General features: G+C 72.5%; 4 protein-coding genes. 1 reads left to right on the top strand and 3 read right to left on the bottom strand.

All coding sequences use genetic code 11. The features are described from left to right. Nucleotides 1–196: 196 nt before the first annotated feature. Nucleotides 197–430 (top strand): MbtH family NRPS accessory protein, encoded by a 234-nt coding sequence (locus tag HQN78_RS14495; RefSeq protein WP_107798078.1) that lies wholly within the window; start codon nucleotides 197–199, stop codon nucleotides 428–430. Between the two features lie 47 nt (nucleotides 431–477). Here HQN78_RS14495 and HQN78_RS14490 read toward each other — a convergent pair whose 3' ends face one another. From HQN78_RS14490 to HQN78_RS14480, 3 genes are read right to left on the bottom strand one after another with little or no spacing between them, the layout of a single operon-like run. Continuing rightward, entirely contained in the window at nucleotides 478–1,251 is a 774-nt protein-coding gene (locus HQN78_RS14490; RefSeq protein WP_235084513.1) for a glycosyltransferase family 32 protein, read from the bottom strand. Further along, nucleotides 1,248–2,018, bottom strand: a complete 771-nt coding sequence (locus HQN78_RS14485) for an SDR family oxidoreductase (protein WP_227106803.1) — start codon at nucleotides 2,016–2,018, stop codon at nucleotides 1,248–1,250. Before HQN78_RS14485 ends, HQN78_RS14490 begins: the two co-directional genes overlap by 4 nt. After that, on the bottom strand, nucleotides 2,015–12,955 hold the full coding sequence (locus HQN78_RS14480; RefSeq protein ID WP_235084508.1) for a non-ribosomal peptide synthetase: 10,941 nt from the start codon (nucleotides 12,953–12,955) through the stop codon (nucleotides 2,015–2,017). Before HQN78_RS14480 ends, HQN78_RS14485 begins: the two co-directional genes overlap by 4 nt.

Here is a 12,955-nt window from a genome sequence, read left to right as displayed (position 1 = left end):
CGTCCATCGCGCCCGATTTGATTTCGATTATTTTTCGAGGTCTGTAAAAATATTCAATTTATGCGGTATATTCTTTGGCGGGTTTTGTGAGTCGGTATTCTCCGATTTAAACAATTCCAATTAGCAATGTTTTGGTTGGATAAATAGATTTATTTAGAAACTGTTTTAATTTTCTAGCGACGGCACGGAGGTTGATATGACGCAGGACGCGATGAACGAAACCAAATACATCGTGGTGGTGAATCACGAGGAGCAATATTCGATATGGCCGGAATATCGCGACATTCCAGCCGGCTGGCGCTCGCTTGGCGTCAGCGGCGCGGAACAGGAGTGTCTGGACTATATTGAAAAGAATTGGACGGATATGCGTCCCTTGAGCCTGAGGCAGTTCATGCAGGAAAATCAAACGGCTTCCCCTTCCGCGAATTAATGGTTTCTATGTCTTGTTTTTGAAGTCGCCGCATTGCGGCGACTTTTTCATTGCAAAGGCAGCCGTCGCGTCAGCCAGGGCAGCAGCAGCCGGTTCAGCCGGGACAATAGCCGGTGGCGCAGGTCCAGCCAGTTGAGGTCCATGTGGTGGCGGGCGTAGCCGCCGTCGGGATCGTCGGCCGGCGGCCAGGAGCTGCCGTCCGGCGTGGGCGAGCCGGGTTCGAAGTAATAGCCGGGGCAGCACAGCGTGGCCGCGTCGTCCAGGCAGCCGCTTTGCTGCACGCACCAGGTGAAGAAGCGCGGCCCCACGGTGACGGCGGTGCGCATCGCCGGCGATTCGCGCAGCCGGGCCGGCATGGCCGGGTCCAGCGGCGCGCACTGGCCGGCGGCCAGCCGGTCCAGCACGGTGTCCCACAAGGGGTGGCCGGGCGCGCTGCCTATCAGCGCGTTGTTGAAGCCGTGGGTGCGCGACAGGATCAGCCGCCTCTCCGGCAGCAGCGGGTCTATGGGCCGCAGGTTTTCGATGTCCATGTCGATGTAGAAGCCGCCGTGCAGCGCCAGGAACAGATAGCGCGCGGCGTCTATGCGCTGGATGTCGCGCTCGAAGCCGGCGTAGCGAGCCGCGAACCAGGGATAGTGCTCGTCGACCAGCGCCTGCATCTTGGGCGCGTCCCAGAACACGAACTCCCAGTCCGGATGGCGCCGCATCCAGCTGTCGCGGTAGCGGCGGTATTTGTCCGGCAGCGCGGCGGCGCCTTGATACCAGATCTGATGGATGCGGCGCGGAATGCCCGCCTCCGGAGCGGAAAGTGTCGGCTTCACGAGAAGGTCGCTCCGCCGTCGATGGCGATGATGCGGCCGTTGAAGTAATCGCATTCGATGATGAATTTCAGCCCCTGCCAGATTTCCGCCGGCTCGGCCATGCGCCGCAGCGGCACCTGGGCGATCAAGTCCTCGCGGGTGGCCGGCGCCAGGCCCGCCGCCATCGGGGTGTCGGTCAGGCCGGGCGCGAGGCCGGCCACGCGAATGCCGAAGGGCGCCAGTTCCAGCGCCCAGGTCCGGGTCAGCGCGTCCAGGCCGGCCTTGGACGCCGCGTAGTTGGACTGGCCTGGATTGCCGGCGCTGGTGACGGAGGAGACGTTGACGATCAGGCCCGGCGTCTTGAGGCCGGACTCCACGCGGGCGGCGGCGAATTCTCGGCTCAGCAGATAGGGCGCGGTCAGATTGGCGTCCAGCACCGCCCGCCATTGCGCGGTGGGCAGCTTGCGGACGAAGCCTTCCACGTCCAGCCTCACCAGCCAGCCGTCGCGCAGGATGCCGGCGTTGTTGACCAGCAGATTGGCCGGCTCCGCGTCCTCAGACGCCGTTTTCAGAAAGGCGCGGACCGCGGCTTCCTGGCTCACGTCCAGCACCGAGCCGCGCACCGCGCCGGGCAGGCCGGCGGCGTCTTCCTCCAGCCGGCGCAGGCCGGCGGCGTCCAGGTCGGCGGCGTGGACCCGCGCGCCGGCGCGGGCCAGCTCCAGCGCGAAAGCGCGGCCGATGCCGCTGGCGGCGCCGCTGACGATGGCGTTGATGTGTTCCAGTTTCATTCTGCGGTTTCCATGGTGGTGGTTTGGGCGGCGGCCTGGCGCAGCGCGTCGCGCTCGGCGTCGGACATGCCGCGCAGCTTCAGGTAGACGGCGGCGATCTTGGCGGCCAGGCCGGGCGCGGACTCGCGTTCGGCCAGCAGCGCGGCCAGGGCGCGCGGGGTCTGGGCGTGGAAGGTGGCGCGCAGCGGCAGGGTCTGCCGGAAGATCTTGTTGACGCGCACCTGGATGCGGGTGGCCAGCAGCGAATGGCCGCCCAGTTCGAAAAAGTCGTCGTCGGCGGCGACGCCGGCGCGTTCGAACACTTCTTCCCACAGCGCGCACACGGCTTGCTCCAGCGCGCCCTGGGGCGCGCTGCCGGCGCGGGTCGGCGCGTTCGCCGCCGGTTCGGGCAGGGCCTTGCGGTCCAGCTTGAGGTTGGCCGTCAGCGGCAGCCGCTCCAGGGTGACAAAGCGGCTGGGCAGCATATAGCCGGGCAGCGCGGCGGACAGCCGGGCGCGGACCCGCTGCATGGCGGCCGGATCGGCCTCGTCGCCGGCGCGCCAGGCGCCGCTGTCGTCCGGCACCAAATAGGCGATCAGCCGGGCGTGGCCTTGCGGGTCGCGGCGGACGGCCGCCGCGGCCTGGCGCACGCCGGGCAGCTCGCGCAGCCTGGTTTCCACTTCCTCCAGCTCCAGCCGGAAGCCGTTGAGCTTGGCCTGGCCGTCCAGCCGGCCCAGCACGCGGACCTCGCCGTTCGGCAGCAGGCAGGCCAGATCGCCGCTGCGGTAGACGCGGGCGCCGGGCCGGCCGGCCAGCGGATCGGGGAGGAAGCGGGCGGCGGTTTGCGCCGGCGCGCCCAGATAGCCCAGCGCCAGGCCGTCGCCGCCTATGCGCAGTTCGCCGGCCAGATGCGGCGGCAGCGGCTGGTCGTGATGGTCGGCCGTCCACAGCGTGGTGCGGCGGATGGCGTGTCCGGCCGGCGGCGGCAGCTGGCCGCCGTCCACCCGGTGCAGCGCGGACCAGATGGTGGTTTCGGTGGGCCCGTAGACGTTCCACAGTGCGGCGCCGGCGTCCAGCAGCGCGCGGGCCAGATCGGCGGGCAGCGCCTCGCCGCCGCACCAGGCGCGCAGGCCGGGCGCGGGCTTCCAGCCGGCTTCCAGCAGCATGCGCCAGCTGGCCGGCGTGGCCTGGATCACGCCGGCGCCGCGGCGCGCGGCCTCGGCGGCCAGCGCCGGGCCGTCCCCGGCGGCCGAGGCCGGCGCGATGGCGACCGTGCCGCCGCAGACCAGGGGCAGCAGCAGTTCCAGCGCCGCGATGTCGAAGGACCAGGTGGTGACCGACAGCAAGACGTCGTCGGCGCCGAAGCCGGGTTCGGCGCGGAAATGGCGCAGGATGTTGGCCAGCGAGCGATGGGCGATCTGCACGCCCTTGGGCCGGCCGGTGCTGCCGGAGGTGAACAGGGTGTAGGCCGGCGCTTCCGGGTGGAGCGCGTCGCCGGGCAGCGGGCCCTCGTCGATGTCCGCGGCTGCGTGCGGCAGGGGCGCGGGCAGCGTCAACAGCTTGGCGGAGGCGGGCCAGCCGGAGGCGTCGCCGTCGACGAGGATCAGGCCGGGGCGGGCGTCTTCCAGGATGGCGTCGCGGCGCAGCGGCGGCAGCGCCGGGTCCAGCGGCAGGTATTGCGCGCCGGCCCACAGCGTGGCCAGCAGCGCGGTCAACGCGCGCGCGTCCGGCGGCAGCGCCAGCGCCACGGTGTCGCCCGGGGACACCCCGTCGGCGATCAGCCGGCGCGCCAGCGCGCGCGCGCCGGCCAGCAGTTGGCCGTAGCTCAGGCTGCCGTCCTCGGCGGCGACCGCGATCTTGTCCGGGGTGAGGCGCGCGGCGGCGCTCAGCATGGCGAGCACGGTGTCGCCGTCCGGCGGCGGGAAGGCGGCCGGCGGCGTCGGCTCGGCCAGGCGCAGATCGCCGACGCGGTCCGCGCCGTCGGCGATCTGGCGCAGCAGCCGCGGCAGCGCGTGCAGCAGCGCGTCCACGCGTTCCGCCTCGATGCGGCCGGCGTCGAAGACGCCGTCCAGCTCGATGGCGTCGGCGCCGGGTTTGACGTAGAGGGTCAGCGGGTAGTTGGATTGCTCGCGCGCGGAGGCCGCGCCCACGCGCAGCGCCTGGGCGGCGTCGCCGACCTCGGCGCGGATCGGGTAGTTCTCATAGACCAGCACCGCGTCGAACAGCGGCTGGCGCGCGGACAGGCCGCTCCAGCGCTGAATGTCCACCAGGGCGCTGGCTTCGTGCGGCACCAGCCGGCTTTGGGCGTCTTGCAGTCGGCCGAGGAAATCGCCGATAGGCTGCGCGGCCGAGCAGTCGGCGCGCAGCGGCAGGGTGGCGATGAACAGGCCGACGGCGGCGTCGCGGCCGGGCAGCGATTCGGGCCGGCCGGACATGGTGACGCCGAACACCAGATCGTCGCAGCGGCCGATACGAGACAGGGCCACCGCCAGCGCGCCCTGGAACAGGGTGTTGAGCGTGACTTTGCGTTCGCGCGCGGTCTTGCGCAGCGCGGCGCCCAGTTCCGGGCTCAGCCGCAGCGACTGGGAGCGCGGCCGGGCCGGGCCGCCGGCCGGCAGCAGGGCCAGATCGGCCGCGGCGGCGTAGCCGCTGAAGTAGTCGCGCCAGAAGGCTTGCTGGGCCTGGCGGTCGCTATGCGCGCGCAGCCATTTGATGAAGCGTCCGAAGGAGGGCGCCGGCGGCAGCGCCGCGCTCTGGCCCTGGCTCAGTCCGCGGTACAGGGCCAGCGCCTCGTCGAAGACGACGGCCATGGACCAGCCGTCCAGCAGCGCGTGGTGATGGGTCCAGACCAGCCGCCACGGCGCGCCGTTACGCGTCAGCAGCGCGAGGCGCATCAGGGGCGGGGCGTCCAGCGCGAAGCCGGCGGCGCGGTCGGCGGCCAGATAGCGTTCCAGCGCGGCCTCGTCCGGCGTTTCGCGGACCGAGAACGGCAGCGCGGGTGCGCGGTGGACCCGCTGCAGCGGCGCGGCCAGCCCTTCCCAGGCGAAGCTGACGCGCAGCGCGTCGTGCCGCGCCAGCACCTGTTCCCAGGCTTGGCGCAGCAAGGCCGGGTCCACCGCGCCGTCCAGTTCGGCGACGACTTGCTCGATATAGACGCCGGCCGGGCCGGCGGCGGCTTCCATCCGCGAGTGGAACAGCATGCCTTCCTGCACCGGGGTCAGCGACCACAGGTCGACGATGTCGCCATGCGCGCCCAGCGCCGCGGGCAGGCCGGCCTCGTCCAGCGCGGCCAGCGGGAAGTCGTCCGGGGTCAGGGCCGACGCCGCGGCGTCCGCGTCCAGGCTCAGCAGCGCCAGCAGCCGCTGCCGCGTCTGGCGGGCGAGGGCTTCCACCGTCGCGCGCGGCAGGGCGGCGCGGCCGTAGTTCCAGCGCAGCGACAGCTTGCCGTCGCTGACCAGGGCCACGATGTCGATCAGCCGCGGGCGCAGGCCGTCCGGGTCTTCCATCGCGCCCACTGATTCCGGCGCCGGCGCCAGCGCGCCGTCGGCCGGCAGGCTGGCGTCGAACTGGCCCAGGTAGTTGAAGGCGATCTGCGGCTCCGGAGCGGCGGCCAGCGCGCGGGCGTCGGCGTCGTCCGCCTGCCGCAGCGCGCCGTAGCCGGCGCCGCCGGCCGGCACCGCGCGCAGCGTCTGCTTGACCCGGCGCAGCAGGCGCTGCGGCGTGGCTTCGGCCAGGCCGCTCACGGTCAGCGGGTACAGGGCGGTGAACCAGCCCACGGTGCGGGAGAGGTCCAGCGTCTCGTCGTCGCGGCCGTGGCCTTCCATGGTGACGGACAGCGCGTCGGCGTCCAGCCAGTCGCGCAGCGCGCCCAGCGCCGCCGCCAGCAGCATTTCCTCGGCGCTGGCGCGCAGCGCTCCGCCGCGGAGCAGGGCGGCGGTTTCGCCGCCGTCCAGCGACAGTTCCACGGTGTCGGCCGCGCCGTAGCGGTTGTCGCGTTCCGCCTCCGCCGTCAGCGGGACGCGGACCGCGTCGGCGGCCAGCCGCGCCTGGTCTAGCCAGTAAGCGCGTTCTTCGGCGGAGGGCGCGCGCGGGCGCAGCGCCCAATGGCCGAAGCCGACGCGCGCCGGCGGCGGGGCCACGCCGGCCAGCAGGCCGGCGAGATCCTGCAACAGCACGCGCCAGGACACGCCGTCCACGATCAAATGATGGATGAGCAACAGCAGCCGGCCGGCTTCGCCGTCGCCGCAGTCGAAGTGCACGGCCCGCAGCAGCGGCCCGCGTTCCAGATCCAACTCCCGCTGCGCCGCTTCGGCGCGGGCCTCGATGGCGGCGGCGCGCTCCGCGGCCGGCAGCGCGCTCAGATCGACGCGCTCCAGCCAGTCTTCTTCGCTCAAGGCCTCGCGCGGCGCGTAGTGTTGACGCCAGCCTTCGGCGCCGGCGGCGAAGCGCAGGCGGAAGGCGTCGTGGCTTTGTTCCAGCCGCAGCAGGGCGTCGCGCAGCGCCGGCGCGGACACGCCGGCGGCCACGCTCAGCAGCAGCGCCTGGTTCCAGTGGCCGGGACGCGGCAGGGCGCTTAGGCGTTCGAAGAACCAGTGCTGGGCCGGGGTCAGCGGCAGCGGCGTGTCGGACGGAATCTCCGGCAGTTCGGCTTCCGGCCGCGCCGGGCGAACCTGGGCGGCCAGTTCGGCGACGGTGGGATGGCTGAAGATGTCGCGCGCGGCCAGCGCCAGGCCGGCCTGGCGGGCCTGGGCCACGATTTGCAGGCCGAGGATGGAGTCCCCGCCCAATTGGAAGAAGTTGTCGTCGGCGCCGATGTCCTCGCGGCCCAGCACTTGTTGCCAGATCGCGGCCAAGGCTTGCTCTTGCGGGGTGTCGGGCGCGCGGCCGCGGGCCGGGGACGCCGCGTCCGTCTGCGGCGCCGGCAAGGCGGCGCGGTCGGTCTTGCCGTTGGGGCCGATCGGCCATTGCCGCAGCGCGATCCATTGCGCCGGCAGCATGTATTCCGGCAAGCGCAGGCGCAGCGCCGCCAGCATGGCCGCGCGCCAGTCGCCGGCCTCGGCCTCCGGCGTCAGCCGGACGTAGGCGGCCAGCCGGTCCGCGCCGGAGCGGTCGCGATAGAGCGCGGCGGCGGCTTGGCGCACGCCGGGGCAGGCGGCGAGGCCGGCTTCGATCTCCTCCAGCTCCACCCGCTGGCCGCGCAGCTTGACCTGGCCGTCGGCGCGGCCCAGGTATTCCAGCGCGCCGTCCGGCAGCAGGCGCACGATGTCGCCGCTGCGGTACAGGCGGCCGCCGGGCAGCGGCGACAGCGGGTCCGGGATAAAACGCCGCGCGGTCTGCGCCGGCTGGCCCAGATAGCCGCGCGCCAGGCCGCAGCCGGCGATGTAGAGTTCGCCGCGCACGCCGGGCGGCACCGGATTGAGGCGGGCGTCCAGCACGTGGAAGACGACGCCGTCTATGGGCTGGCCGATGCCGACGGCGAGCGCCGGCGGGTCCGAGCGCAGGTATTCCGCGCTGGAGGCGTCGATGGCGGTTTCGGTGGGGCCATAGAGATTGACCAGGGGGATGTCCAGCGCGGCGTGGAAGCGGGCCAGGGTGGCGGCCGGCAGCGCTTCGCCGCCGACGAAGACCCGGCGCAGCGCGCGGCAGCCGGCGAAGTCCGGCATCGCCAGCAGCACGGCCAGCAGGCTGGGCACCAGCTGCAGCACGGTGACGCCTTGTTCGCGCACGGCGCGGATCAGGTAGTCCGGGTCGCGGTGGCCGTCCTCGGCCGCCAGCAGCAGCTTCGCGCCCTGGGTCAGCGGCGCCCAGAATTCCCATACCGAGGCGTCGAAACCCACCGGGGTTTTCTGCAGCACCGCGTCGTCCGCGTCCAGCGGGTAGCGGCGCTTCATCCAGGCCATGTGGTTGTCCAGCGCGGCGCGGCCGACGGCGACGCCCTTGGGGCGGCCGCTGGAGCCGGAGGTGAACAGCAGATAGGCCAGCGCGTCGCCGTGGACCGGCGCGACGGGGGCGGCCGCGTCTTCATCGTTCAGATCTTCGGCCAGGTTTGCTTGCAAGACGGCGCAGCCGGGCGGCGCGTCAGCGGCGGGGTCCAGGCTGAGCAGCAGGGCCGGCGCGGCCTCTTGCAGGATGTCGCGGCGGCGCGCTTCCGGCTGGCCGCGGTCCAGCGGCAGATAGGCGGCGCCGGCTTTCAGCGTCGCCAGCATCGCCACCACCAGCTCGGGCGAGCGCGGCAAGTCCAGCGCCACCACCGCGTCCGGGCCGGCGCCGTGCGCCAGCAGCCGGCGCGCCAGCCGATTGGCGCGGGCGTCCAGTTCGGCGTAGCTCAGCGTCGCGCCCTCGCCGGCCACGGCCACCGCGTCCGGGCGTTGCCGCGCGACGGCGGCGATGGCCTGCGGCACCGAGAAGTCGGCGAGGCCGGCGGACGGGCCGCGTAGCGGCTTGGGCGCGCTCTCCGTCAGCGGCGCGTCCAGGCACAGGGCGTCCGGGTTCCGCGTCAGCGCCTCGGCGGCGGCCAGGTAGAGCCGGCCGATGGCGGCCACTTGCGCGTCGGGGAAGGCCGCGCGGTCGTAGGAAAAGCCCAGGGTGACGGCGCCCTCGGCGCGGCTGGCGCTGAAGGTGACCGCCAGCGGGATGTCCACCGCTTCCAGGCGGCTGCTGTCCAGCACTTCCAGCGCGCCGGCCTCGCCCAGTTCGCGGTAGACGTGGAAGTCCACGTAGTTGAAGGAGGCTTCGGAGCGGGCGGCTTCGCCCAGCTTGAGGATGTCCGCCAGCGGGAAGAAGCGGTGAGGCAGGCTGTTGCCCTCCGCCGCCATGGTTTCCGCCAGCAGCGCGCGCCAGCTGCCGCCGACGCGGACGCGCAGCGGCAGGGTGTTGAGGAAGAGGCCCAGCGCTTCGGCGCCGTCGGCGTCGGCCGGGCGGCCGTTGCTGACCAGGCCGGTGACGATTTCGTCCTGGCCGCACAAGCAGGCCAGCGCGCGGGCGTGCACCGCCAGCAACAGGGTCTTCAGCGGCAGGCCGCTGTCGGCGGCCAGGCGGATCAGCGCGGCGGCGACGGCGGCCGGGAAACCGATTTCCTGCGCGCCCACCCTGGACTTGCCCGTCGGCGCGGCATGCTGCGGCCAGCGCGGAATGGCGGCGGACGGCAGGCCGCTCAATTGGGCGCGCCAGTAAGCCTGTTGCGCCGGATCGGCCAGCGCCGCCCGCTCCGCGGCGACGAAGTCGCGGAAGGCCGCGCGCGGAGCCGGCGCGGGGCCGGTCTGGCCGCGCATCCGTTTGAACAGGGCGGCGCACAGGGTGGCCACGCTCCAGCCGTCCAGGATGGCGTGGTGGAAGGCCAGCGTCAGCTGCCATTCGTCGTCGGCCAGCCGCAGGCAGCCGACGCGCAGCAGCGGCGGCCGCTCCGGCGCGAAGCGCTGCTCGCTCAATTGCCGCAGCTGGCTGGCCACGGCCTCGTCCCGCTGCTGCGGCGACAGGCCGCGCAGGTCGTCGATGTCCAGACTGGGCGTCAGATCGCGCCAGACCAGCTGCAGCGGCTGGGAGTAGCCGGCCAGCGCGAAGCCGGTGCGCAGCAGCGGATGTTCGCGGCTCAGCTCCGCCAGCGCCTGGCGCAGGCGTTCCGGGGCGATGTCGGCGCGCAGCCGGTGGGAGAACACATCGTGGTACAGATTGCGGCCGTCGTCGTATTCATTGTGGAACAGCATGCCGGCCTGCAGCCTGGCCAGCGGCAGCGCGTCTTCCACCTCGGGCGGCAGCCGCGCGCGGTCGGCGGCGTCTATCAGCGCGAAGGGCGGCAGGACTGGGTCCGGCGCGCTGGTGTTTTCGTCTTCGCCTTCGCCCATCGCCTCGACGATGGCGGCGATGGTGCCGTGGCGGAAAATGTCCTGGATGCTCAGCGGGCAGCCGCGCTCCTTGGCCAGGCCGGCGATGCGCACGCTGCGGATGGAGTCGCCGCCCAGCGAGAAATAATTGTCGTGGATGCCGACGCGCGGCAGGCCCAGCACCTGGCTCCAGATCTCGGCCAGCAGCTTTTGCCTGGGGGTGGCGGCGGGGACGTAGGGCGTGTCCAGCGCCGAGCGCGCGCCTTGCGGCGACGGCAGCGCGCGCGCGTCCACCTTGCCGTTGAGGGTGAGCGGAAACTCGGCCAGCGCGATGAAGACCGCCGGAATCATGTGGGCCGGCAAGCGCGCGGCCAGATGGCGGCGCAAGGCGTCGGCGCCGGCCGCGGCCGGGTCGTCGGCGCGCAGATAGGCGATGAGTTGGTCGTCGGCGGCGACGAGGTGAACGTCGCGCACCGCCGGATGGCTCAGCAGCGCCGCGCGCACTTCGCCCAGCTCGATGCGGAAGCCGCGTATCTTCACTTGATGGTCGATGCGGCCGCAGTAGAGCAGTTCGCCGTCGGCGCTGCGCCGCGCCAGATCGCCGGAACGGTAGCGCCGTTCCGCGCCGACGCCGGGAAAACGCTCGGCGTTCAATTGCGGGCGGTTCAGATAGCCTAGGCTGACGCCGGCGCCGCCGACCAGGATTTCGCCGGGCGCGCCCAAGGGCACGGGGTGGCCGCAGGGGTCCGCCAGCTCCAGGCTCAGGTCGTCCAGCGGCTCGCCTATCGGGCTGAGTTCGCCGCCGGCCTCAAGATCGGCGGCGCGGATGCGGCGGAAGGTGGCGTGGACGGTGGTTTCGGTGATGCCGTACATATTGGCCAGCCGCGGGCCGTCGTCGCCGTGCCGTTCCAGCCACGGGCCCAATTCCGCCAGCCGCAGCGCCTCGCCGCCGAAGATCACCCAGCGCAGCGCCGACGGACGCGGCAGCGGCGCGGCGCTTTCCGCGGCGATCGCCAGCTTGAACGCCGACGGGGTCTGGTTCAGCACGGTGACGCCCTCGCGGCCCAGCAGTTCGACGAAGGCGGCCGGATCGCGGCTGAGTTCGCGCGGCACCACCACGCAGCGGCCGCCGTAGAGCAGCGCGCCCCAGATTTCCCATACCGAGAAATCGAAGGCGAAGGAGTGGAAATAAGTCCAGACGTCGTTCTCGTCGAAGGCGAAATGGCGGGCGCTGGCGGAGAACAAACGCAGCACGTTGCGGTGGGAAACCAGCACGCCCTTGGGCTGGCCGGTGGAGCCGGAGGTGTAGATCACGTAAGCGCCGTGCCCGGCTTCCAGGCCGGCGGGCGGCCGCGCCGCCGGTCTGGCGCCGCAGCCTATTTCCGCCAGCGACAGGCAGCGGTGTTCCGCCGGCAGCCGCGGCCGGAGTTCGGCGTCGGTCAGCGTGAGCAAAGCCTGGCTGTCGTCCAGCTGATAGGCCAGCCGCTCTTCCGGATAATCCGGGTCCAGCGGCAGATAGACGCCGCCGGCCAGCGTCACCCCCAGCATGGCGGCGATCTGCGCGGCGGAGCGCGGCAGGCAGATGCCCACCCTGACGCCGGGCGCGACGCCGTCCTGGCGCAAGCGTTCCGCGATGGCGGCGGCCTGGGCGCGCAGCTGGCGGTAGCTCAGCGTCGCGGGGCCGTCGCTGACGGCGACGCGGTCCGGAAAACGCTCGGCGGCGGCCAGGAAGGCGGCGGCCAGGGTGTCCGGCCCGCCGCGGCCGGCCGGCGGGAGCGGCGCGGGCGGCTGAACCGCGCTGGGCCGCACCAGGCCCAGCTCGCGCAGCGCGGCGTCCGGCCGCGCGGCGATCTGGCGCAGCAGCTCCAGATAAGCCTCGGCCAGCGCCGCGGCCGGCGCCTCGTCCACCCGCGCGCGGTCGAAGCCCAGCTTCAAGCTCAAGCCGTCCGCGCCCGGCACCAGGGTCAGGGTCAGCGGGTAGTGGGTGCGCTCGCGCTGGGAAACGTCGGAAATCCGGAAGCCCAAGCCGTCCGAGGGCAGGGCGTCGCCTATCGGGAAGTTGTCTATCGCCACCAGGGTTTCGAACAGCGGCTGGCCGCGCGGCACGCCGCTGTGGCGCTGGACTTCGGCCAGATCGCTGTGCGACAGCGATTGCAGCTCCAGCTGGCGGCGCTGCACCTCGGCCAGCCATTGCGGCAGCGCGGCGTCGGCCGGCGTCGCCAGGCGCAGCGGCAGGGAGTTGATCAACAGGCCCGCCATGCCGTCCACGCCGGGCAGGTCGATGGCGCGGCCGGACAGGGTGAGGCCGAAGACCACGTCGTCCTGGCGCGCGTAGCGGCTGAGCAGGATGGCCCAGGCGCCCAGCAGCAGGGTGCCCGGCGTTACCCGGCAGCGTTCGGCGGCGGCGGCGAGGTCGCCGTCGACGCGGTAGTCCAGCCGTCGTTCGATCTGGCCGACGTCGGCGCCGGCCAAGGCGCCCGGCAGCGCCGGCCGGTCCAGGCCCAGCGGCGTCGGCGCGGCGAGATCGCCCAGCAGGGCGCGCCAGCGGCTGGCGGCGGCGTCCTGGTCCTGGCGGCCCAGCCAGCTCAGATAGGCGGAGAAGGGCGGCGGCGGCGGCGGCAGCGCCGCGCCGGACAGCAGCGCGAAGTAATCGCGCATCAGGATGGGCAGCGACCAGCCGTCCAGCAGAATGTGATGGTGGCTCCAGATCAGCCGCCATTCCGCCGGCCCGTAGCGCAGCAGCATCAGCCGCATCAGCGGCGGCCGGTTCAGCTGGAAGCCGCGGCGGCGGTCTTCGTCCAGCAGCGCCTCCAGCCGCCGCTCGCGCTCGGCCGCATCGTCTTGGCTCCAGTCGTGGACGGCCAGCGGCGCGCGGGCGCGGCGGAACACCACCTGGCGCGGCTCGGCCTGGCCCTTGGTGACGAAGGCGGTGCGCAGGATGGGATGGCGTTCGGCCAGCCGCTCCAGCGCGTCGGCCATGGCGGCGGGGTCCACCGCGCCGTCCAGCCGGCAGATCAATTGCTCGAAATAGACCGGCGAGCCGGGCGCGAACAAGGTGTGGAACAGCACGCCGCGTTGCAGCGGGCTCAGGGGCAGGATGTCCTGGATCTGGTCTTTGAGGTTCGGTGTGCTTGTCAT

Source organism: Chromobacterium sp. Beijing, from assembly GCF_021496765.1.
GTDB lineage: Bacteria > Pseudomonadota > Gammaproteobacteria > Burkholderiales > Chromobacteriaceae > Chromobacterium.
This window is presented reverse-complemented; position numbering and strand designations above follow the sequence as displayed.

What these genes read in the sequence shown, in the direction of transcription:
- HQN78_RS14495 (WP_107798078.1), top strand. Translation starts at nt 197, where the DNA reads ATGACGCAGGACGCGATGAACGAAACCAAATACATCGTGGTGGTGAAT.
- HQN78_RS14485 (WP_227106803.1), bottom strand. Translation starts at nt 2,018, where the DNA reads ATGAAACTGGAACACATCAACGCCATCGTCAGCGGCGCCGCCAGCGGC.
- HQN78_RS14480 (WP_235084508.1), bottom strand. Translation starts at nt 12,955, where the DNA reads ATGACAAGCACACCGAACCTCAAAGACCAGATCCAGGACATCCTGCCC.